This window comes from Sphingomonas sp. SORGH_AS_0870 (assembly GCF_031453175.1).
Taxonomy (GTDB): domain Bacteria; phylum Pseudomonadota; class Alphaproteobacteria; order Sphingomonadales; family Sphingomonadaceae; genus Sphingomonas.
This window is the reverse complement of sequence record NZ_JAVIYW010000002.1, coordinates 3069367-3090252: the sequence shown is the minus strand read 5'-3', so window position 1 is coordinate 3090252 and position 20886 is coordinate 3069367. Positions and strand designations below refer to the sequence as shown.

Annotated in this window: 19 protein-coding genes; 10 read left to right on the top strand and 9 right to left on the bottom strand. The window is 67.9% G+C overall.

The annotated features are described in order from the left end of the window. The first annotated feature begins 124 nt into the window (after positions 1-124). Positions 125-559 carry a hypothetical protein gene (locus QE363_RS14315; RefSeq protein ID WP_309696302.1) on the top strand — a complete coding sequence of 145 codons (435 nt, stop codon included), beginning with the start codon at positions 125-127 and terminating at the stop codon, positions 557-559. Between the two features lie 285 nt (positions 560-844). On the opposite strand, the gene trpE is transcribed toward QE363_RS14315, so the two are convergent. Both trpE and QE363_RS14305 read right to left on the bottom strand, forming a co-directional pair. Further along, on the bottom strand, positions 845-2362 hold the full coding sequence (gene trpE / locus QE363_RS14310) for an anthranilate synthase component I (protein ID WP_309696300.1): 1518 nt from the start codon (positions 2360-2362) through the stop codon (positions 845-847). Continuing rightward, positions 2349-4295, bottom strand: a complete 1947-nt coding sequence (locus QE363_RS14305; RefSeq protein WP_309696298.1) for a SurA N-terminal domain-containing protein — start codon at positions 4293-4295, stop codon at positions 2349-2351. The genes trpE and QE363_RS14305 overlap by 14 nt, the downstream gene beginning before the upstream one ends. Positions 4296-4429: 134 nt before the next feature. Between QE363_RS14305 and tpiA the strand changes: the two genes are divergently transcribed. Next, positions 4430-5176 carry a triose-phosphate isomerase gene (tpiA, locus tag QE363_RS14300; RefSeq protein WP_309696296.1) on the top strand — a complete coding sequence of 249 codons (747 nt, stop codon included), beginning with the start codon at positions 4430-4432 and terminating at the stop codon, positions 5174-5176. A gap of 119 nt (positions 5177-5295) precedes the next feature. On the opposite strand, the gene QE363_RS14295 is transcribed toward tpiA, so the two are convergent. Together QE363_RS14295 and QE363_RS14290 are read right to left on the bottom strand one after the other, a co-directional pair. After that, positions 5296-6675 carry a leucyl aminopeptidase family protein gene (locus tag QE363_RS14295; RefSeq protein WP_309696294.1) on the bottom strand — a complete coding sequence of 460 codons (1380 nt, stop codon included), beginning with the start codon at positions 6673-6675 and terminating at the stop codon, positions 5296-5298. After that, positions 6672-8072, bottom strand: coding sequence for a serine hydrolase domain-containing protein (locus QE363_RS14290; RefSeq protein WP_309696292.1), 1401 nt, complete (start codon positions 8070-8072; stop codon positions 6672-6674). The genes QE363_RS14295 and QE363_RS14290 overlap by 4 nt, the downstream gene beginning before the upstream one ends. A 343-nt stretch (positions 8073-8415) precedes the next feature. Here QE363_RS14290 and QE363_RS14285 point away from each other — a divergent pair, with 343 nt between their 5' ends. Then, positions 8416-8805: an MAPEG family protein gene (locus QE363_RS14285; RefSeq protein WP_309696290.1), complete on the top strand. Its 390-nt coding sequence runs from the start codon at positions 8416-8418 to the stop codon at positions 8803-8805. On the opposite strand, the gene rimO is transcribed toward QE363_RS14285, so the two are convergent. After that, positions 8789-10129, bottom strand: a complete 1341-nt coding sequence (rimO, locus tag QE363_RS14280; protein ID WP_309696288.1) for a 30S ribosomal protein S12 methylthiotransferase RimO — start codon at positions 10127-10129, stop codon at positions 8789-8791. The two genes, QE363_RS14285 and rimO, sit on opposite strands and share 17 nt — an antisense overlap. A 118-nt stretch (positions 10130-10247) precedes the next feature. On the opposite strand from rimO, the gene QE363_RS14275 reads away from it, so the two are divergent. After that, positions 10248-11342 (top strand): anhydro-N-acetylmuramic acid kinase, encoded by a 1095-nt coding sequence (locus QE363_RS14275; RefSeq protein ID WP_309696286.1) that lies wholly within the window; start codon positions 10248-10250, stop codon positions 11340-11342. A 317-nt stretch (positions 11343-11659) separates the two neighbouring features. Here QE363_RS14275 and QE363_RS14270 read toward each other — a convergent pair whose 3' ends face one another. The 3 genes from QE363_RS14270 to QE363_RS14260 form a co-directional block, all read right to left on the bottom strand. Further along, entirely contained in the window at positions 11660-11908 is a 249-nt protein-coding gene (locus QE363_RS14270; protein ID WP_309696284.1) for a hypothetical protein, read from the bottom strand. A gap of 55 nt (positions 11909-11963) precedes the next feature. Then, positions 11964-12509: a CHAP domain-containing protein gene (locus QE363_RS14265; RefSeq protein ID WP_307104560.1), complete on the bottom strand. Its 546-nt coding sequence runs from the start codon at positions 12507-12509 to the stop codon at positions 11964-11966. A 118-nt stretch (positions 12510-12627) separates the two neighbouring features. Then, positions 12628-13218 carry a DUF6975 family protein gene (locus tag QE363_RS14260; RefSeq protein ID WP_307099648.1) on the bottom strand — a complete coding sequence of 197 codons (591 nt, stop codon included), beginning with the start codon at positions 13216-13218 and terminating at the stop codon, positions 12628-12630. 328 nt (positions 13219-13546) lie between these two features. Between QE363_RS14260 and QE363_RS14255 the strand changes: the two genes are divergently transcribed. From QE363_RS14255 to QE363_RS14240, 4 genes are all read left to right on the top strand, one after another. Continuing rightward, positions 13547-15802 carry a DPP IV N-terminal domain-containing protein gene (locus QE363_RS14255; protein WP_405053186.1) on the top strand — a complete coding sequence of 752 codons (2256 nt, stop codon included), beginning with the start codon at positions 13547-13549 and terminating at the stop codon, positions 15800-15802. A 140-nt stretch (positions 15803-15942) separates the two neighbouring features. Continuing rightward, entirely contained in the window at positions 15943-16659 is a 717-nt protein-coding gene (locus QE363_RS14250) for an MgtC/SapB family protein (RefSeq protein ID WP_309696282.1), read from the top strand. Positions 16660-16717: 58 nt separating this feature from the next. Next, complete coding sequence (locus QE363_RS14245) at positions 16718-17002, top strand: GIY-YIG nuclease family protein (RefSeq protein WP_309696280.1); 285 nt, start codon at positions 16718-16720, stop codon at positions 17000-17002. 144 nt (positions 17003-17146) lie between these two features. Further along, positions 17147-18172, top strand: a complete 1026-nt coding sequence (locus tag QE363_RS14240; protein WP_307099643.1) for an aspartate-semialdehyde dehydrogenase — start codon at positions 17147-17149, stop codon at positions 18170-18172. Between the two features lie 142 nt (positions 18173-18314). Here the strand turns inward: QE363_RS14240 and QE363_RS14235 are convergent, their stop codons facing one another. Then, positions 18315-18959, bottom strand: a complete 645-nt coding sequence (locus QE363_RS14235; protein WP_307099641.1) for a YitT family protein — start codon at positions 18957-18959, stop codon at positions 18315-18317. Between the two features lie 184 nt (positions 18960-19143). Here QE363_RS14235 and QE363_RS14230 point away from each other — a divergent pair, with 184 nt between their 5' ends. Then, positions 19144-19926, top strand: coding sequence for a DUF4019 domain-containing protein (locus QE363_RS14230; RefSeq protein ID WP_309696277.1), 783 nt, complete (start codon positions 19144-19146; stop codon positions 19924-19926). A gap of 126 nt (positions 19927-20052) precedes the next feature. Continuing rightward, a complete protein-coding gene (locus tag QE363_RS14225; RefSeq protein WP_307099637.1) occupies positions 20053-20814 on the top strand; it encodes an alpha/beta fold hydrolase in 762 nt (253 codons plus the stop codon). The last annotated feature ends 72 nt before the right edge of the window (positions 20815-20886 follow it).

The window sequence follows — 20886 nt, the reverse complement described above, 5'->3', positions numbered from 1 at the left end:
CGAAATTGTCGGGCCGCGCGACACATGGCCCTAAATTTGCCGGAATTCGGCCGTGGGGAGAGGCCGTTCAGCGTGGAGCCATGCGCGGCGTTCGACGTTGTCGTCTCAAAGGAGTTTCGTCGCCATGGTTCGTGCCGCCCTGATCGCCGCCCTGCTGTTGACCCCCGGCGCGGCGCTTGCCCAGCAAGCGGGGCAGGATGCGCAGGCCGCCTCCGGCCAACCGCCCAAGCGGGTGCGCCAGGTGACCTTGACCGGCGACCAGAAATGTCCGCCCAGCACGTCCGAAGAGGTGGTGGTCTGCGGTCGCGTCGACGAGCCCTACCGCATCCCCAAGGCGTTGCGCGACGACAAGCCGATCCCCGCGCAGAACCAGAGCTGGGTCAACCGTGCCGCGACGATCGACCAGGTCGGCCGGGTCGCGGGCGGCATCCCCGACACCTGCTCGCCGGTCGGCACGGGCGGGCAGAGCGGGTGCAGCATGACCTGGAACCGCCAATATTCCGACGAACGCCGCGCCCGCCGCGCCGAGGCGACCCCGCCGTCCGCCGACGGGCAGTGAGGGCGGTGGCTTAGGGTCGAGCGACGTTAAGGATTGCCTTTCCTTCCCTCGCCCCTCGCAGAGGGGAGAGGGTTGCGCAGACTTGGTCTTTGCGACAGCAAAGGCTTAGTCGGAGCTGGGTGAGGGGTGGGCGCTCGCTTGGCGAGCGGCGCGAGCCTTTGGGCTCGCTCAACCCCTCACCCAAGCTGCGCTAGCCAGCAGGCTGGCAAGCTCCGCTAACCCTCTCCCCTGTCCAGGGGAGAGAGGAAGAAGAACTCGCGACTGTTGATCCGTCCCTAAGCTGCCCTACTGCCCGAAACCCCCGTCGCCCGCCCGCGCGACCGCATCGCGTGCGGCGGCGAGCATCGCACCTGCTTTGGCCTCGCATTCGCGCTGTTCATAGGCAGGGTCGCTGTCGGCGACGATGCCTGCGCCCGCCTGGACATGGATGGTGCCGTCCTTCACCACCGCGGTCCGCAGCACGATGCACGAGTCCATCGATCCATCGGGCGAGAAATAGCCGACGCCGCCCGCATAGGCGCCGCGCTGCTCGGGTTCCAGCTCGGCGATGATCTGGCAGGCGCGGACCTTGGGCGCGCCGCTGACCGTGCCCGCCGGGAAGCCCGCGAACAGCGCGTCGAGCGCGTCCTTGTCGTCGCCCAGCCGCCCGACGACGTTGGACACGATGTGCATCACATGGCTGTAGAATTCGACCGTATAGCTGTCGGTCACGCGGACGCTGCCCGCCGCCGAGGCGCGGCCGACATCGTTGCGGCCCAGGTCGAGCAGCATCAGATGCTCGGCGCGTTCCTTGGGATCGGCGAGCAGGCTGTCGCGGTTGGCGGCGTCCTCGGCACGCGTCTTGCCGCGGGGGCGGGTGCCCGCGATCGGCCGGATCGTGACCTCGCCCGCGCGTACCCGGACGAGGATCTCGGGGCTCGACCCGATCAGCGAAAAGCCCGGCAGGTCGAGATGATAGAGGAAGGGCGAGGGGTTGATCCGCCGCAGGCTGCGATACAGCTCGAAGGGCGGCAGCGCGAAGGGCGCCGAGAAACGCTGCGCCAGCACCACCTGAAATATGTCGCCCGCGACGATATAGTCCTTCGCGCGCGCCACCATCTCCGCATAGCGGCCGGCGGGCAGGGCGGGGGCATAGCTGGGCTCGGGAAGATCGGCGCGGACCGGCGGCGGCAGACGGGTGGAGGCCAGCCGCGCGGCGGTGGCGTCGAGCCGCTCCTGCGCCTCGGCCAGCGCGCGTTCGGGATCGCGGACATTCTCGGGCCAGACAGGCGCGACGAGATAGAGCGCGTCGGCCAGCCGGTCGAACACCAGGATGACGGTCGGCCGCACGAAGATCATGTCGGGCAGGCCAAGCGGATCGACCGGGGGCTTGGGCAGCGCCTCGACCAGTCCCACCGTCTCATAGCCGAAATAGCCGACCAGGCAGGCGAGCGCGGGCGGCAGCCCTTCGGGCACGTCGGCGCGGCATTCGGCGACCAGCGTGCGCAGCGCGGCGAGCGTCGGCGCGGCACAGGGCTCGAACGCGTCACGATCGGTCGCCCAGCGGCGGTTGATCGCGGCGTCATGCCCGTCGGCGCGGAAGACGAGATCGGGGGCCAGCCCGATCAGGCTGTAGCGCCCGCGCGTCGCGCCGCCCTCGACCGATTCGAGCAGGAAGTCGCCGCGTCCGGGCTCGATCAGCTTCAGCGCGGCGGCGACCGGCGTCTCGGTGTCGGCGATTTGCCGCCGCCACACCAGCGCGGGCCGCCCCGCCTTCAGCTGGGCGAGCGCGGCGTCATCGGCGTGGGGCTCAGTTGCCGCCATTGTTCAGCAGCTCCGAGCGGACCTTGGCGATCGCCTTGGGATCGGTCTTGACGCCCAGCGTGTCGCGGACGGCGCGGGCGAATTGCGAGACATATTCGCGGCCGACCAGGCGGCCAATGTCCCCGCGCGCGGCGCGGATCGCGGCGTCATTGCCGGTCGCGTTGCCCGCCTCGATCTTCGTCACGCGCAGGATGTACCAGCCTTCATTCTGCGGTGCCTCCAGCGTCCGCGCCTTGTTCTGCGGCATCGAGAACAGCAGTGCGAGCGGGGCGGCGGCGGGGGTGTTCTGCGCGGCGGCGAGGTCGCGACGCGACGCGGCGATCGGGCGGACCGGCGGCACGGCCAGCCCGGTTTCCTTCAGCGCCTGCGCCATCGGCATGCCCTTGTTCACCTTGGCGAGCACGGCATTGGCCAGCTTGCGCGCGGCGGCACGGGCGCGGTCGGCGTTCAGATCGGCCAGCACCTGCGCGCGGACCTGCGCCAGCGGGCGGGGGGCGGAGCGCTGGATCTGGCCGACGCCGACGATGGCGAAGCCGCCGTCCTGGCCGACCGGAACCAGCTGCGGCGCGTCGCCTTCCTCGGCGGTGAAGGCGGCGGTGATCATCGCGCGCTGTTCGGGCGTCGGCTGGAAGGCGGGCGCGTCGGGCGCCGTGCCCTGCGCGGTGACGGCGGGGGTCGTCTGCGCCTGCAGCTTGCGGTCGGCGACCACTTCCTCGAAGGTCGCGTTGCCCGACAGCGAATCCTCAATCGCGTTGCGCATCTCGCCCAGCGCGGCCGCCTGCTTCTGCTTGGTCAGCTCCGCGACGATCTCGGGACGGACCTGCGCCAGCGTCTTGCCCGGCACCTGGGTCACGCCGTCGACACGGGCGACGACGAAGCCGAGGGTGCCGCGCACCGGGCCCACGACCGTACCCTTGGCGGCGGCGAACACTGCATCGGCGACCGGCGCGGAGGCGAGCGCGGCATAGGCCGCCTTGTCCAGACCCTTCTGCACCGAAGCCTCGAGCCCGGCGGCGCGCGCCGCATCGGCCAGGCTGGTGCCGCCCTTCGCCTTGGCGGCCAGCGCGTTCGCACCCGCCTGATCGGCGACGATCACCTGCGTCACGTCGCGCTTTTCGGCGGCGGCGTAGCGCGACTGGTTGCTCTGATAATAGCGGGCGATCTCCGCCTCGCTGGGGGTCGCTTTGGCCGCGATGGCGGCCGGAGTGACCAGCGCATAGCGGACGACGCGACGCTCGGGCAGCGTGTAGCGCTGGACGTTGCGCGTGTAGAAGGCCTGGATGTCGCCGTCGCTGGGCGCGGGGCCGGTGGGCACCAGACGGGTCGGGATGAAGCCGACCTCACCGCCGCGCTTTTCGAGCAGCAGCGAGGCATAGGGCAGCGCCATCTGCATCGCCATCTGGGTCGCGCCGATGGTCGGCACGGTCAGCTGCTGCGCGAACAGGGTGCGCTCCAGGTCGGTGCGGACCTGCACGTCGGTCATCTTCCGCTGGGCCAGAAGCTGCTGGTAAAGCGCCGGATCGAACTGGCCATTGGGGCCGCGAAAGGCCGGGATCGAGGCGATCTGCCCGTCGATCAGGCGGCGCGAGACGACCATGCCCTGGTCCTTGCCGAACTGTTCGAGCGACAGGCCGGTGATCTCGCGCTGGAGCACGCCCTCGAACCCGCCCGCCGCCATGAATTGCGCCATGTCGAAGGTCGGCTGTTCCTGGCGATAGGCGGCGACCTCGTTCTGCGCGGCGGTGCGCAGGTCGTTGGCGGTGATCTTCGCATCGCCGACCTTGGCGACCGACGAGCCGGTCAGCCCGCCCGCCATGCCCGAGATGTTGGACACGTCGCCCGCGGCGAACGCGATCGCGATCACGCCCAGCACGATGAAGGTCACGACGACGCCGGCCTTGGAATTGATGATCCGGCGGAAGAAGCTGAGCATGGACGACCGATCGGCAAAGGATAAAAACGGATGTGCTTTAGGGGCCCGTCGCGCCCGCATCAAGCTTGCGCGGATCGCATGATCCGCTATCGGTGTTGAACACGTATAACAGTCGACAGATGAGGAGCCCGGTTATGGCACGGCGCAAAATGGTGGCTGGCAACTGGAAGATGAACGGTTCGCGCGCCGCCCTGGCCGAGCTGGACGCGATCGCGGCGGCGGCGCTGGCGGCTCCGAATGTCGATGTCGCGATGGCGGTGCCCTTCACGCTGATCGCCGCGGCGGCGGAGCGGGTGCCCGATCTGGCGATCGGCGCGGAGGATGTGCACGAACGCGATTCGGGGGCGCATACCGGCTGCGTCTCGGCCGGGATGGTGCGCGAGGCGGGGGCGCGCTTCACGATCGTCGGCCATTCCGAACGTCGTGCCGACCAGGGCGAGACGAGCCAGGACGCCTGGGCCAAGGCGGCGGCGGCGCATCGCAACGGCCTGAAGGTCATATTGTGCTGCGGCGAGACCGAGGCGGAGCGCAATGCGGGCCGCGCCGAGCGGGTGGTGCAGGCGCAGATCGAGAAGTCGGTGCCCGACAATGCCGATGGCAGCTGGTTCACCCTGGCTTATGAGCCGCGCTGGGCGATCGGGACCGGGCGGACGCCGACCGTCGAGGAGATCGCGACGATCCACTCGATCGCGCGCGCCAAGCTGCGCATGCTGATCGGCGATGCGGCGGACGACGTGGGCATCCTGTATGGCGGCTCGGTGATCGGCGAGAATGCCGCGACGCTGTTGTCGGTCGAGAATGTCGACGGCGCGCTGGTCGGCGGGGCCAGCCTGACCGCCGAGAAGTTCGTGCCGATCATCGAGGCGGCGGCGGGGTTGTGATTGGGTTGGGGTGGGGCGTGGCCTTCGACTGCGCTCAGGCTGAACGGAAGTTGGGGACCTGGCCCAATCCCTATAGCCGTTCACGCTGAGCGAAGTCGAAGCGCACGCCCGACCGCCGATCACCCCCCCGAATAGCGCCCCTTCAACATCCGATACGCCGCGCGCAGGGCATAGGCGTCACCCCCCTTGGGGCGTCCCGGCTTGCCCGAAGGCCGCCATGCGAACACGTCGAGATGTGCCCAGGCCGTATTCCGGGGCACGAAGCGCCGCAGGAACAGCGCCGCCGTGATCGCCCCCGCAAAGCCGCCATCGGGGGCGTTGACCAGGTCGGCGATGTCGGACTTGAGCATATCGTCATAGCCGTCCCAGAGCGGCATCCGCCACACGGGATCGTCCTCCGCTACGCCCGCCGAGAGCAGGTCCGCCGCCAGCGCCTCGTCATCGGTGAACAGCGGCGGAAGGTCGGGGCCCAGCGCCACACGCGCTGCCCCGGTCAGTGTGGCGAAGTCGAGGATCAGCTCCGGCTTCTCCTCGCCCGCGCGGGTCAGCGCGTCGCCTAGGATCAGGCGGCCCTCGGCGTCGGTATTGGTGTTCTCGACGGTCAGGCCCTTGCGGGTGCGCAGCACGTCGCCGGGGCGGAAGGATGCGCCCGACACCGCATTCTCCACCGCCGGGATCAGCAGGTGCAGACGGACCGGCAGCCTGGCCGCCATGACAAGGCTGGCCAGCGCCAGCGCATGCGCCGCACCGCCCATGTCCTTCTTCATCAGCCGCATGCCCGCCGACGGCTTGATGTCGAGCCCGCCGGTGTCGAAGCAGACGCCCTTGCCGACGATCGCGATGCGCGGATGGGCGGGATTTCCCCAGGCCAGCTCGATCAGGCGCGGCGCACGGTCGCGCGTCGCGGCCTGGCCGACCGCATGGATCATCGGATAGTCGCGGGCGAGCGTCTCGCCCGCCGTGACGGTGACGGTGGCGCCATGGGCCTGGGCCAGCGCCTCGGCCTGCGCTTCCAGCTCGGCGGGCCCCAGATCGCCCGCACCCGTGTTGACCAGATCGCGGACCAGGGCGGTCGCGGCGGCGATGCGGAGCATCTCGTCCCGGTGCGCGACGTCGCGGGTCAGCAGGACGCGCGGACCCGCATCCTCCGCCTTGCGATAGCGGGTGAAACGATATTGGCCGAGCAGCCAGCCCAGCGCATTGGCCCCGACCTCCGCGCCGTCCAGGCGATAGCTGCCCTCGGGCAGCGTCTCGGCGAGCTTTGCCAGGGCCCAGGGCGCGGCGGGATCGGCGACGCCCGCGACCACCGCGATGCCGTCATCCTGCGGCACGAGGATATGGCTATTGGGCTTGGCGGTGAAGCGCTGCGCGGCCGCCAGCGCGCGGGTCGCGGCGGGCTGGCGGCTCAGCCAGCCGTCAAAGCCGTCGGCGGTCAGCAGCGTGATCGCATGCGCGCTCTGGCCGCGATCGGGTTGGAGCAGGGGGGTAAAGTCGGTCATTCGGCGGGACTCACGAGAAACTGTTCGATCTTTCCGGTCGCACCCGGCTCGGCATAGGTGCTGATGCGCAGCGTGCGGTTTGGATAGGTCACGCGGTAGGAACGGTTGACGAACCCGCCGCGCAGCCGGGTCTTGCCCGTCTGTTCGATCGTCTTCGGCGCGCCGAGCGGCGACAGGCTCGACCGATAGTCGGCGATGGTCGCGGGGGTGAAATAATAGGCCGCGTCCTCGGTCAGCAGCGATCGGTCGAGGCGGCCCGCCTGAAGCTGGGCATAGACCCGGCGGATGCGGTCGAGCGCGGCGGCATCCTCGGCATCGGCCTTGGGCGCGGGCAGGACGATGTCGGATATGCCCTTGGCGATCCGCCCCTGCGCATCGGCGAACCAGGCATTGACCGCGACCACCACGGCGGCCTTGTCGTCCGGATAGACGATATTCTCGGTCAGGAAGCCGACCGCCTCGCCGCTATGCTCGACCACGCGGCGTCCATCGGCGGTGCCGACCGCGACGCCCAGCCCATAATTGGTGTTCGATCCATCGGCCAGCTTGACCGGCGTCTCCTGCTCGGCCCAGTCCTTGGCGGGCAGCAGCGTGCGGTTCATCCGCGCCACGTCCCATTTCGCCAGGTCGCGCGGCGCCATGGACAGCTCGCCCGCCGCATAGAGCCAGCCGGGGGCCGCGGGCGTCTCGACCCGGACGGGGCCCAGCGCATGGCGGAGATAGCCCTGGGGGAAGCCCGGCCCGACCGCCTTGTCCTGATCCACCGCGCGGATGCCCAGCGGGCGGAAGACACGCGCCTGGAGGAAGTCGAGCAGCGGCTGGCCCGACACCTTCTCGACGATCAGACCCGCCACGACATAGCCGGTGTTGGAATATTGCCACTGGGTGCCCGGCGCGAAGTCCAGCGGCGCCTTGGCCCAGCGGTCGACGATCCCCTGCGGCGTGGTCGGGGTCGCCATCGCCTTGAAGCTGTAATCCTGCGGCCAGTAATCGCGCAGGCCCGAGGTGTGGCTGAGCAACTGGCGGATGGTGATTGTGTCGCCGCCGCTGATGCCGGGGATATATTTTGAGACGGTGTCGTTCAGCGACAGCTTGCCTTCGTCCGCCAGCAACTGGATCGCGGTCGCGGTGAACTGCTTGGACACAGAGGCGATCTGATAGGGGAGGGCCGGATCGGCAGGGCCGCGCTGCCCCTCGAACTGCTTGCCATAAGCCTTGGCGAGCACGATTTTGCCGCCGCGCACCACCGCGATCGAGGCGGAGGGCACGCCGGTATCGGCCAGCGTCCTGGTCACCAGCGCATCGATCTTCTGGGTTTCGGCCGGGGTCAGGGCTTGTGCGGCGAGCGGAGCGGGGGCGAGCAGCGCGACGGCCGCCAGCAGGGTCGGGTATCTCATGCGCGCCAAGGAAGCAGGTTTGTGGGGGCGGTGCAACGGGTGTGGGGCGGGTGTGGGAGCGTGGAGGGCGGTCGTGCCCCCCTCCGTTCAGCCTGAGCGTAGTCGAAGGCCATGCTACGACATCTGCCAAGCCTGAAGGTCACTGTGTGGAGAACGAGTCCCTTGGCCTTCGACTACGCTCAGGCTGAACGGGGGATGGGAGACACCCGGCGCTTTTTCCTGGCCACCCCGGCGAAGGCCGGGGTCCAGTTGCGACGTTCTGCGTTGGAGACCCGTCGCGCGCCTAGGAGCGCTGGCCACCGGACCCCGGCCTTCGCCGGGGTGGACTGCGGGAGACGGACGAATGACCACCGAACTGACCATCCTCGGCTGGTCGATCATCCTATTCTTCGTCCATCTCGCGCTGCAATCGCAATTGGCGACGCTGGACCGGGGCATCGGCTGGAATGCGGGACCGCGCGACGGGACTCCGGCGCCGCTGGGGCCGCTTGCCGGGCGGGCGGAGCGTGCTTCGGCCAATTATCGTGAGACCTGGCCCGTCTTCATCGCGCTCGCACTGGGGGTGGCCCTGACCGGCCGGAGCGGCGGGATGGCGGCGACCGGCGCGTGGATCTGGTTCCTCGCGCGGGTCGCCTATGTGCCGCTCTATCTGTTCGGCGTCCGCTATGTGCGGTCGCTGGCCTATCTGGTGTCGATGGCCGGGCTGGTGATGATGCTTATCCGTTTCCTGTGACGGGGACGCCGTACAGGTCGTGCTCGTCAGCATCCTCGATGGCGACGGGCACGATATCGCCGACCGACAGATGCCCGGCATCGCGCAGGAAGACCTCGCCGTCGATCTCGGGCGCGTCGGCCTGGGACCGGCCGGTCGCGCCGCCTTCGTCATCCACCGCGTCGATGATGACGGGCAGGGTGCGGCCGACCTTGGCGGCCAGCTTGGCGGCGGAGATGGCGGCGGTCTTTTCCATGATCCGCGCGTAACGCTCTTCCTTCACCTCCTCGGGGACGTGATCGGGCAGGGCGTTGGCGGCGGCGCCCTCGACAGGCTCGAAGCGGAAGGCACCGACCCGGTCGAGCTGGGCCTCGTCCAGCCAGTCGAGCAGATATTCGAAATCCTCCTCCGTCTCACCGGGGAAGCCGACGACGAAGGTCGAGCGGATTGCGATATCGGGGCAGATGTCGCGCCACTGGTGGATGCGCTGGAGCACCTTGGCATCGTTGCCGGGGCGCTTCATGCGGCGGAGCACCGACGGCGCGGCATGCTGGAAGGGAATGTCCAGATAGGGCAGCACCAGCCCTTCCGCCATCAGCGGGATCACCTGATCCACATGCGGATAGGGATAGACATAGTGCAGCCGCACCCAGGGCGCGATCTTGCCCAGTTCGCGGGCGAGGTCGGTCATGTGCGGCACGACCTCCTGCCCCTTCCACATCCGCGGTTCGCGGCGGATGTCGATGCCGTAGGCCGAGGTGTCCTGGCTGATGACCAGCAGCTCGCGCGTGCCCGCCGCGACCAGCTTCTCCGCCTCGCGCAGGATGGCGTCGGGGCGGCGGCTGACCAGGTCGCCGCGAAGCGACGGGATGATGCAGAAGCTGCACCGGTGGTTGCAGCCCTCGGAAATCTTCAGATAGCTGTAGTGGCGCGGCGTCAGCTTCAGGCCCGCATCGGGGATCAGGTCGATATAGGGCGACAGGTTGGCGGGCGCGGCGGCGTGGACGGCCTCCACCACCTGCTCATATTCATGCGCGCCGGTGATTGCGAGCACGTCGGGGAAGCGGGTGCGGATCGCCTCGGCCTCCTTGCCCATGCACCCGGTCACGATGACGCGGCCATTTTTCTTGATCGCCTCGCCGATCGCCTCCAGGCTTTCCTCCTTCGCCGAGTCGAGAAAGCCGCAGGTGTTGACCAGCACGACGTCGGCCCCGGCATAGTCGGGCGACATCTGATAGCCGTCTGCGCGGAGCTGGGTCAGGATGCGTTCGCTGTCGACCAGATTCTTGGGACAGCCGAGCGAGACCATGCCGACACGCGGCGGAGTGGGGAGTTTGGTTGCCATGGGATGCGCGCGCACATAGGCCAAAACGCGACGCTTTTCCAGATGCGCTTGCGCCATGTGGTCGACACGTCCGCGCGATCCCGGCATGAGGGATGCAAATTCACAAGGGTTAAGCGCGATGCTGGCGATCGGATTGATGTCGGGAACCTCGCTCGACGGGGTGGATGCCGCGCTGATCGAAACGGACGGCGAGGCGCAGCGGCGCGCGATCGCCTTTCGCAGCGAACCCTATTCGGATGCCGCGCGCACCGAACTGGCGGAGGCCACCGCCATGGCGCTGACCTTCGACCGTCCGCGCGCCAGCCCGCCGATCGTCGCGGCGAGCGAGTTGATCGTGCGCACCCATGCGATGGTCGTCCAGAAGCTGCTGCGCGATGCCGGGATCGGCGCGGATGCGGTCGATGTCATCGGCTTTCACGGGCAGACGGTCGCGCATCGCCCCGATCGCGGCTGGACCTGGCAGATCGGTGACGGACAGGCGCTGGCGGATGCGACCGGGATCGTCACCGTCTCCGACTTCCGCTCGGCCGATGTCGCGGCGGGCGGGCAGGGGGCGCCGCTGATCCCGGTCTATCACGCCGCGCTGGCGGCCGGGCTGGAGAAGCCGGTGGCAATCCTCAATCTGGGCGGGGTGGCCAACGTCACCTGGATCGGCGACGACGGCGCACTCGTCGCGTTCGATACCGGCCCGGCCAATGGCCTGATCGACAGCTGGATGGAGGCCGAGACCGGGCAGCGTTACGACGCCGATGGCGCACTGGCGGGCAGCGGACAGGTGGAGCCGACGGTGCTCGACACGATGATGGACAATGGCTGGTTCGACCTCGCCCCGCCCAAGTCGCTCGACCGCAACGACTTCACCATCCAGCCCGCGCGGGGGCTGTCGGCGGCGGACGGCGCGGCGACGCTGACCGCCTTCACCGCGCAGACGGTGGCGCGCGCGCTCGACCATCTGCCCGCGCGGCCCCGGCGCCTTCTGGTCGCGGGCGGCGGGCGGCACAATGCCACGATGCTGGCGATGATCGCGGCGGCGACGGGGCTGACCCCCGAGCCGAGCGATGCGCTCGGCTGGAACGGCGACGCGATGGAGGCGGAGGGCTTCGCCTATATGGCGGTGCGTCGGCTGAACGAGCGGCCGATCAGCTTTCCCGGCACGACCGGCGTGCCGCAGCCGATGACCGGGGGCGTGATCCACCGCCCCGCCGGGGGATAGTTCAGGCGATCGGGTATGACCGTCGTCGCGGCGAGTCCCGCTCCGGTCCCAGAGGGCGGATCGCCATTCAGGATCGCTTCTTCTTCCCCTCTCCCCTGGACAGGGGGAGAGGGTTAGCGAAGCTTGCCAGCCTGCTGGCTAGCGCAGCTTGGGTGAGGGGTTGAGCGAGCCCAAGGGCTCGCGCGCTCGCGGAGCGAGCGCCCACCCCTCACCCAGCTCCGACTAAGCCTTTGCTCTCGCAAAGACCAAGTCTGCGCAACCCTCTCCCCTCTGCGAGGGGCGAGGGAAGGAAAGGCAGCGCTGAATGTCGACCGGCCCTAGCGTTGGGGCTTCAGGGGTTTGTCGGCCTTGACCGGCACAGGACAGCCGTCGATCTCGCGGACCACGGCATATTGCGGGTCGGCATCGGGCATCTCGTTCAGCGTGTGCAGGCCGACGCTCGGGGTCTTGCGGCTGACCCGTCTTTCCTTCGGTGCGCAGCGTTCGGGCAACTGGCCCAGCGTCGGGGTGACGGGCCACGCCTCATCGGCGGCGGACAGGGCGAGCAAGGCGAGCAGCGACAGCATCGGCATCCTCCCAGATGACGGGCGTCAGCCTATCATACGGCCCCGTTACCGACAATCAGCGTGCGACATAGGCGTCGATCAGCGCGCCGACATAATCGGGCTTGGCGCCGGTCAGTTCGGGCGCCGTGCGGCCATTGCCATAGATGAAGCCATAGATGGGATAGGTCGTGCTGCCCAGGCCGTCCGAGTCGCGGAACCAGACCTTCACCACGCTCCAGTCATTGGCGGGCGACACGTCGAACAGCGTGACGTCCTGCTCGGCATGGCCGCGTTCGCCATTCTGGATCGACCAGTTGGCATGGGTCAGCATCAGCACCCGGTCCTCTACCACGCGGCTGACCACCGCGACATGGCCGAGTGGCAGGCGGCTGGTCTTTTCGAAGACGACGACCGCACCGACCCGGGGGGCGTGGCCGCGCGGATATTTCCCCGCCGCCTGCGACCACCAAGTCCAGGCATCGCCATAAAGCGAGATGCCCGAGGCCTGTCGCGCGAAGGGGACGCACTGGCCGACATAATCCAGCAGCGAGCGCGCGTCCGAGGGGATGGCGACCGTCAGCGCACAGAGTGAGAGAGTTGCCTTGGACACCACGCCTTTCATCTCTGTCACGGTAACGAGCCTCGCTTAATCGTGAACTGTACAAGATGGTTAATGCGGCCTTAGGGCGATCAGCCGAGCGTTCGCCGCGACCGATCGAGGCTTTGCGGCCGCCACGGGGCTATCCGCGCCGCGCGCTGGCCCGCGCCTCCAGGATGTTCCACAGGCCCCGATGCTGGACGAACAGCTGGGTCGCGCCGAATCCGCGCGCACGCGCCAGGCCGATGGCGGTATCGTCTTCGGGGTCGTCCAGGATCGGATCGGGCATCGTGCCGGGCAGCGAGGCCAGCCCGAACCGCCGCGCCGCCTGGTCGAGCACCTGCCGGATCGCGCGCCAGTCGAGGATCAGGGCGGACACCGCGCCGGTCGCGCAGCCGCGCCGGTCCGAATTGGCCAGCATTTCCAGCGTGTGGCGCAGCTGGGTCAGCGCCGCATCGGTCTGTGCCTGTCCCGGCGTCGAGGGCAGCGGCCCCGCCGCCGATGTCAGATGCGCCAGATAGGCGCGTTCATGGGCAAAGGCGGTGGACGACTGGATCAGCCACGGCAGGGTGTCGATCTGGATGCCGCGCGCCATCGCGTAATCGATCATGCAGGGGTGATTGCCATGCACCGCGCAGACCGCATGGACCGCGTCGGTCAGGTCGTGGAGCAACGCCTGCGGCAGCAACAGCGCCTGGACATGCGGGTGCCCGGCGCTGCCCAGGCGCGCCATGATCGCCCCGATATCACCGCTTCGGTCATTCTGTATGTCAAAGGCCGTCGAGCTTGCCATGTCCATTCCGAAAAAGACCGGGGGCCACGTGCGGATAGGATGCGCCTTCCGACCCCGGAGCTTCGGCCTAATCCAAATTCGTTAACGGCCGGTTTACGAATAGTAGAAAGCATTGCGATCCGCGGGAAATCACGGGGGACGGGACGGGCCGATCGCCGCCGATCCGGCATGGTGTCGATCCGGCTTTACGGAACGCGGTCTCGTCGCGATAACGCCCGGCGACGCGCCGGGGGCGCCCCCGGTGGCAATGAGGCTTGGAGTGGTATGAATGCGCAAATGGGTGCTGGGTCTGGCGCTGGCGTCGGTCGGGGCGTCGATCGCGATGGGATTGGGGGCGCCCGCCATGGCGGCTGAACCGGAAAAGCAGGGCGAACTGACCCTGGCGCGCGTGTTCGGCAGTCCCGACCTGTCGGGGTCGCAGCCGCGCGGGTTGCGCCTGTCGCCCGACGGCACGCTGCTGACCTCGCTGCGCCCGCGCGCGGACGAGCGCGAGCGGCTGGACCTCTGGGCGCGCGACACCCGCACCGGCGCGGAACGCATGCTGGTCGACTCCAAGAAGGTCGGCTCGGGCGCCGAACTGTCCGAGGCCGAGAAGATGCAGCGCGAGCGCGCGCGCATCGGCGGGTCGAAGGGCATCGTTGCCTATGACTGGGCGCCCGACGGCAAGTCGATCCTGGTGCCGCTCGACGGCGACCTCTATCTCGCCGGGCTGGACGGACAGGTCCGTCGCCTGACCAACACGCCGGGCGGCGAGCTGAACCCGATCGTCAGCCCCAAGGGCGGCTATGTCAGCTTCGTGCGCGACCAGAATTTGTGGGCCATGCCGCTGGCGGGCGGAGAGGCGCGGGCCTTGACCACCGAGGGCGGCGGCACCGTCCATTTCGGCGAGGCGGAATTCGTCGCGCAGGAGGAAATGCACCGCTTCACCGGCTATTGGTGGAGCCCCGACGAGCGTTACATCGCGGTCGAGCGGTTCGACGATGCGCCGGTCAAGGTCGCGGTCCGCGCCGCCATCGGTGCGGCGGGCACCAAGGTCTATGAACAGCGCTATCCGGCGGCGGGCACGCCCAATGCGCTGGTCGACCTCTATGTCATGAAGGCGGACGGGTCGGGCCGGGTGAAGGTCGATCTGGGCACCAATCCCGACATCTATCTGGCGCGCGTCGACTGGACGCCGGACGGCAAGACCCTGCTGGTCCAGCGCGAGAGCCGCGACCAGAAGACGCTCGACATGCTGCGCGTCGACCCGGTGACCGGCAAGTCGACCATCCTCTTCACCGAGCGTTCGGGCCAGCGCAGCTGGCTGAACCTGTCCGACGCCTATCGCCCGATGAAGGACGGCAGCCTGATCTGGCGGTCGGAGCGCGACGGCTATGGCCATCTCTATCACTTCGCGAACGGCCAGTGGACGCAGCTGACCAAGGGGCCTTGGGTCGTCACCAATCTGGTCGGCGTCGACGAGGCCAAGGGGCGGCTGTACTTCACGGGCCTGAAGGACGATGTGCTCGAACAGCATCTCTATGCCGTCGACATCACGCATCCGGGCGTCGTCACCCGCCTGACCGAGCGCGGCTATACCAACAGCGCGACGATGGACTCCTCGGCCAGCCGCTTCATCGTCTCGCGCTCCAGCCCGAGCCAGCCGACCCAGGTCTATCTGGCCGACACCACCGGCAAGCGGTTGAGCTGGATCAACGAGAACGCGATTGTCGCGGGCCATCCCTATGCGCCCTATCTCGCCAGCCACCGCGAGACGCAGTTCGGCACGATCAAGGCCGATGACGGCACCACGCTCTATTGGGAGATGATCACCCCCAAGCTGGAGCCGGGCAAGAAATATCCCGTCTTCTTCCAGCATTATGGTGGCCCCGGCACCGGCCAGCAGGTCACGCGCGGCTGGCAGGGGGCGTTGCCGCAATATCTGGTCGATCAGGGCTGGATCTTCTTCCAGATCGACAATCGCGGCTCGTATAATCGCGGCAAGGCGTTCGAGGATGCCATCTATCACGCGATGGGCACGGTCGAGGTCGCCGACCAGCTGGCCGGAGCGAACTATCTGAAGAGCCTGCCCTTCGTCGATCCGGCTCGGATCGCGACCTATGGCTGGTCGTACGGCGGCTATATGTCGATCAAGATGCTGGAGAAGACGCCGGGCGTCTATGCCGCCGCCGTGTCGGGCGCGCCGGTGACCGACTGGCAGCTTTACGACACCCATTATACCGAGCGTTATCTGGGCGACCCGCGCACCGATCCGAAGAGTTATGCGACGTCGCAGGCGATCACGGATGCCGCGAAGATCCGCGATCCGTTGATGCTGATCCACGGCATGGCCGACGACAATGTCTTCCTCGACAATGCGACGGCCTTCGCCGCCGAAATGCAGAAGACCGACACGCCGTTCGAGATGATGCTCTATCCGGGCCAGACCCACCGCGTCGGCGGGCCGGGCATTTCCGAGCATCTGTGGCACACGATCCTGAACTTCCTGGACCGGACGGTGAAGGACAAGCCGGCGAAGAAATAAAGCCGTCATTCCTCCCCGGTAAGGGGAGGTGGCAGTCCGCAGGACTGACGGAGGGGTGTCCACGTTAATGGTGACACCCCTCCACCACCGCTTCGCGGTGGTCCCCCTCCCCTTGCAGGGGAGGAACTAGGGTGGCGACCATGGCATTCCTGAAGACCTTCCACCTCTGGCCGTTCCTCGACACGCTGGTCAGCTATCTGACCGCCTTCGTGCTGGGCACGGTGATCGGGGCCGAGCGGCAATATCGCCAGCGGACCGCGGGTCTGCGCACCAATGCGCTGGTCGCGATCGGCGCGGCGGCGTTCGTCGACCTGGGCCAGCGGCTGGGCGGCAATGTCGAGTCGATCCGCATCATCGCCTATGTCGTGTCGGGGATCGGCTTCCTGGGCGCGGGCGTCATCATGAAGGAGGGGATGAACGTCCGCGGGCTGAATACCGCGGCAACCCTGTGGTGCTCGGCGGCGGTGGGCTCGATCGCGGGCAGCGACATGGTGGCGGAGGCGGTGCTGCTGACCGGCATCGTCCTGCTCGCCAACACCGCGCTGCGTCCGCTGGTCGATGCGATCAACCGCATCCCCGTCGAAGGGCGGCATGTCGAGGCGACCTATTCGGTCAGCCTGACCACCAGCGCGGCGCAGGCCGGGCCGGTCGGCGACCTGCTGGTAGAACATCTGGAGGGCGCGGGCCTGCCGGTCGGCGAACTGGATAGCGAGGAGCGGGGCGAGGACCAGGTGACCGTCACCGCGATCCTGACCAGCACCATCGTCGAGGCGGGCGAACTCGACCGGATCACCGACCATTTCCAGAGCGTCCACGGCATCGCCCACGCGACCTGGGCGGCAAGTACGCATGATTGATATGCCGAGAATTGTCGCCCCAGCGCAGGCTGGGGCCTTTCGCCGCATAGGCTGACCGATGCCGGGCTGGGTCTATATCATGACCAACAAGCCGGACGGCGTCCTCTATATCGGCGTCACCGCACATCTGGCGGCGCGCATCCATCAGCATCGCACCGACAAGGGCGCGGAATTTTGTCGTCGCTATGGGCTGCACCGGCTGGTTTATGCCGAGGAACATGGCCGGATCGAGGATGCCATCGCCCGTGAGAAGGCGATGAAGGCCTGGAAGCGGGAATGGAAAATCAGGCTGATCGAGAGTCTCAATCCTGCATGGGACGACCTTTTCGACCGGCTGGCGTGAAGGCGAAAGGCCCCAGCCTTTGCTGGGGCGACGTGTCAGCGCCTAAACCCCCGCTTGCCTTTCCCAAACGCGCACTATTCGTAAAGTCGGTGGACGTGTCCGCGCAATGACGCTACCGGCTCTGGCTTCCGAGTGGAGGGTTTAATGGGTTATCGCGTGGTGGTCGCCGGGGCGACGGGCAATGTCGGCCGGGAAATGATCAACATTCTGGCGGAGCGGGAATTCCCGATCGACGAACTGGCGGTCGTCGCCTCGTCGCGCAGCCAGGGCGACCAGATCGAATATGGTGAGACCGGCAAGATGCTCACCATCAAGAATATCGAGCATTTCGATCCCACCGGCTGGGACATGGCGCTGTTCGCGATCGGGTCGGACGCGACCAAGGTCTATGCCCCCAAATTCGCCGCTGCGGGCTGCATCGTGATCGACAATTCGTCGCTCTATCGTATGGACCCGGACGTGCCGCTGATCGTGCCGGAAGTGAACCCGGACGCGATCGACGGCTATACCGCCAAGAACATCATCGCCAACCCGAACTGCTCGACCGCGCAGATGGTCGTGGCGCTCAAGCCGCTGCACGACAAGGCGACGATCAAGCGCGTCGTCGTCGCGACCTATCAGTCGGTGTCGGGCGCGGGCAAGGCGGGCATGGACGAGCTGTTCGAGCAGAGCCGCAACATCTTCGTCGGCGACCCCGCCGAGCCCAAGAAGTTCACCAAGCAGATCGCCTTCAACGTGATCCCGCACATCGACAGCTTCCTGGAGGACGGCTCCACCAAGGAAGAGTGGAAGATGGTCGCCGAGACCAAGAAGATCCTCGACCCCAAGGTCAAGGTGACGGCAACCTGCGTCCGCGTGCCGGTGTTCGTCGGCCATTCCGAGGCGCTGAACATCGAGTTCGAGGACGAGATCTCGGCACAGGAAGCGCAGGACATCCTGCGCGAGGCGCCCGGCGTCATGCTGATCGACAAGCGCGAGGACGGCGGATACGTCACGCCGATCGAATGCGTCGGCGACTATGCGACCTTCATCAGCCGCGTGCGCGAGGACTCGACGGTCGATAACGGCCTGTCGCTGTGGTGCGTGTCGGACAATCTGCGGAAAGGTGCGGCGCTGAACGCGGTGCAGATCGCCGAGCTGCTCGGCCGTCGCCACCTGAAGAAGGGGTAAGTCTCGATCCTCCCCGGAACGGGGAGGGGGACCATCGCGAAGCGATGGTGGAGGGGGCTCTCCGACGGGCATTCCTATGGGAAAGCCCCCCTCCGTCAGCGCTGCGCGCCTCCACCTCCCCGTATCGGGGAGGATAAGGGGTTCACCGCCCCATATACAGTCCCGGTCGGTGCCAGGCGAAGAGGATCAGACTGATCGCCGCCGCGCTGATCGCCGACCAGATCAGCTGGGTGCCCGTCACCACCGGGATGGCGAGGCTTAGGATCACGACGTCGAGCGCGACCTGGGTCAGCCCCATATTCCATCCGTGCTTGCGATAGAGCCAGATGGTGATGACCCCGGTCCCGCCGACCCCCGCCTGGTGCCGGGCGAGCGACAATATGCCCATGCCGATCACCGTACCGCCGACCAGCGCGGCAAAGGCCGGGTGGACCGCATCGACATGCACCGACACCCGCGTGATCGCCGAGGCGATGCCGATCCCGACATTGACCAGCACCGTCTTCACCGCGAACCGCGCGCCCATCACCTTGTGCGCGAACAGGAAGAACGGGATGTTGACCAGCGTGAACAGCACGCCCGCGGGCAGCGGGATCAGATAGGACAGCAGCAGCGCGACGCCCGCGATCCCGCCGGTCACCAGCCCCGCCGCTTTCAGGAACACCAGCCCCACGATCAGCAGCGTGCAGCCGATGAAGATGGCATAGGCGTCTTCGAGCAGGCTGTGCGGCCGCCCGATCGGGCTGGGCGGCAGGGTCTCGGCGGCGGGAGCGGTGGTTGCGGTCATCAAGCGTCCGGTTATGGGTCCGGCATCCGCTCCATCGGCCTGCTTCTGGCGGCAGGCATGGGGCCTTTTAGCGCAACTGCTTAGCCAAGCCAAATGGCGGGCGGCGGGCCCGCGCCATCGTCCGCCCGAAGGGTACAAATTATTGGGGGTGGCGACACGCACCGCGCGGGCATAGGGCGCGCCGATGACCATCAAGGAGCGCCACGGCCTCGCGGCCCTGACCGACAAGGAGAAGCAGACGCTGCGCCTGATCGTCCGGGGGCACGACGCCAAGTCGGTCGCGCAGACGCTCGACCTGTCGGTCCACACCATCAACGAACGGCTGCGCGACGCGCGGCGCAAATTGTCGGTGTCGAGCAGCCGGGAGGCGGCGCGGATGCTCCTCGACGCGGAAGGGGGCATGGTCGTCCCGCCGCCCCCCGAAAAATCGGGGGACATGACGATCGGGGAGGACCGCCCGGCCGCGACGCAGGATCAGGCCATGGCGCCGATCGGCGGCGTGGGACGCGGCGGACGCCGTTTCCCGATCCTCATAGGAGCCTTGCTCATGACCCTTGCCCTCGGCCTGATCGCCCTTGTCGGCCTGCCCCATATGCTCGCGACGTCGCCGCAGGATGCCCCGGTCGCCTCCGCCGCCCACGACCCGGCGGTGGTCGACGCCGCGCAGCGCTTCCTGGCGCTGGTCGATCAGGGACGCTGGGCGGACAGCTACCGCGCGACCGGCTCGGCCTTTCGCAGGATCAATAGCGAGGCGGTTTGGGCGGCGGCCTCCGAAAAAATGCGCGCGCAGATGGGGACGATGGTCTCGCGGTCGTTCCTCTCGCAGGAAAATCTGCCCGCGCCGCCCGATGGCTATGAGGTGGTGAAATTCCGCGCGCGCTATTCCAGGTCGGGCGATGTCATCGAGACGGTCACGCTCGAGCATCAGGCGGGGGCGTGGCGGATCGTCGGCATCACGGTCGGCTGAGCCACGGTCTTTCCGCCATCGGAGACGGACCCGTTCGCGGCAATCCGGCCGCAAACGGGTCCACATCCCGCGCGATCTATATTAGGGCGATCCGGTAGCCCCGCTTTCCTACCGGAGATTTGACCCTTGGCCGAAACCGCCCCCGAAACCCGCTTCTTCGACAGCTTCGACGGGACGCCGATCGCGTGGCGCGAAATGGGGGAGGGGCGGGCGCTCGTCCTGATCCATGGCTATTTCTCCGACGCGAACACCAACTGGATCCGCTATGGCCACGCCGCCGCGATCGCGGCCAGGGGCTACCGGGTCATCATGCCCGATCTGCGCGCGCATGGCGAAAGCGGCAAGCCGCATGACCCCGCCGCCTATCCGAAGGACGCGCTGACCCGCGACGGCCATGCGCTGGTCGAGCATCTCGGGCTGACCGATTATGATCTGGGCGGTTATTCGCTGGGCGCGCGGACGGTCAGCCGGATGCTCGCAACCGGGGCGGAGCCGGGCAAGGCGATCTTTGCGGGCATGGGGCTGGAGGGGCTGCTCCATACCGGCCGCCGGGTCGATCATTTCACCAACATCCTGACGCGTCTGGGCGAGCATAAGCGCGGTTCGCCCGAATGGATGGCGGAAGCGTTCCTGAAGACCACCGGCGGCGATCCGGTCGCGCTGCTGCATATCCTGAACACCTTCGCCGACACGCCGCTATCGGCGATCGAGGGGTTCGACCTGCCCGCCCTGGTCGTCGCGGGCGTGGAGGATTTCGACAATGGCGCGGCGGTCGATCTGGCCGACGCGCTGCCGCGCGGCCGCTATGTCGAGATTCCGGGCAATCACATGAGCTCGGTGACCAAGCCCGAACTGGGGGAGGCCATCGCCCGGTTCCTGACCGCTTGACGGCGGCGGGTAAAGCCGCGCAACTGCGCGTCATCGGCTCCGCTTCGAGAGCAATGTGATGATTTCAGGGGG

Excerpts from the sequence above, each read along its gene's own strand:
- QE363_RS14250 (WP_309696282.1), top strand. The coding sequence starts at position 15,943 with ATGGCATTCCTGAAGACCTTCCACCTCTGGCCGTTCCTCGACACGCTG.
- QE363_RS14230 (WP_309696277.1), top strand. The coding sequence starts at position 19,144 with ATGACCATCAAGGAGCGCCACGGCCTCGCGGCCCTGACCGACAAGGAG.
- QE363_RS14255 (WP_405053186.1), top strand. The coding sequence starts at position 13,547 with ATGCGCAAATGGGTGCTGGGTCTGGCGCTGGCGTCGGTCGGGGCGTCG.
- QE363_RS14240 (WP_307099643.1), top strand. The coding sequence starts at position 17,147 with ATGGGTTATCGCGTGGTGGTCGCCGGGGCGACGGGCAATGTCGGCCGG.
- QE363_RS14290 (WP_309696292.1), bottom strand. The coding sequence starts at position 8,072 with ATGAGATACCCGACCCTGCTGGCGGCCGTCGCGCTGCTCGCCCCCGCT.
- trpE (WP_309696300.1), bottom strand. The coding sequence starts at position 2,362 with ATGGCGGCAACTGAGCCCCACGCCGATGACGCCGCGCTCGCCCAGCTG.
- QE363_RS14285 (WP_309696290.1), top strand. The coding sequence starts at position 8,416 with ATGACCACCGAACTGACCATCCTCGGCTGGTCGATCATCCTATTCTTC.
- QE363_RS14245 (WP_309696280.1), top strand. The coding sequence starts at position 16,718 with ATGCCGGGCTGGGTCTATATCATGACCAACAAGCCGGACGGCGTCCTC.
- tpiA (WP_309696296.1), top strand. The coding sequence starts at position 4,430 with ATGGCACGGCGCAAAATGGTGGCTGGCAACTGGAAGATGAACGGTTCG.
- QE363_RS14235 (WP_307099641.1), bottom strand. The coding sequence starts at position 18,959 with ATGACCGCAACCACCGCTCCCGCCGCCGAGACCCTGCCGCCCAGCCCG.
- rimO (WP_309696288.1), bottom strand. The coding sequence starts at position 10,129 with ATGGCAACCAAACTCCCCACTCCGCCGCGTGTCGGCATGGTCTCGCTC.
- QE363_RS14260 (WP_307099648.1), bottom strand. The coding sequence starts at position 13,218 with ATGGCGCGCCTGGGCAGCGCCGGGCACCCGCATGTCCAGGCGCTGTTG.
- QE363_RS14305 (WP_309696298.1), bottom strand. The coding sequence starts at position 4,295 with ATGCTCAGCTTCTTCCGCCGGATCATCAATTCCAAGGCCGGCGTCGTC.
- QE363_RS14265 (WP_307104560.1), bottom strand. The coding sequence starts at position 12,509 with ATGAAAGGCGTGGTGTCCAAGGCAACTCTCTCACTCTGTGCGCTGACG.
- QE363_RS14295 (WP_309696294.1), bottom strand. The coding sequence starts at position 6,675 with ATGACCGACTTTACCCCCCTGCTCCAACCCGATCGCGGCCAGAGCGCG.
- QE363_RS14270 (WP_309696284.1), bottom strand. The coding sequence starts at position 11,908 with ATGCTGTCGCTGCTCGCCTTGCTCGCCCTGTCCGCCGCCGATGAGGCG.
- QE363_RS14275 (WP_309696286.1), top strand. The coding sequence starts at position 10,248 with ATGCTGGCGATCGGATTGATGTCGGGAACCTCGCTCGACGGGGTGGAT.
- QE363_RS14315 (WP_309696302.1), top strand. The coding sequence starts at position 125 with ATGGTTCGTGCCGCCCTGATCGCCGCCCTGCTGTTGACCCCCGGCGCG.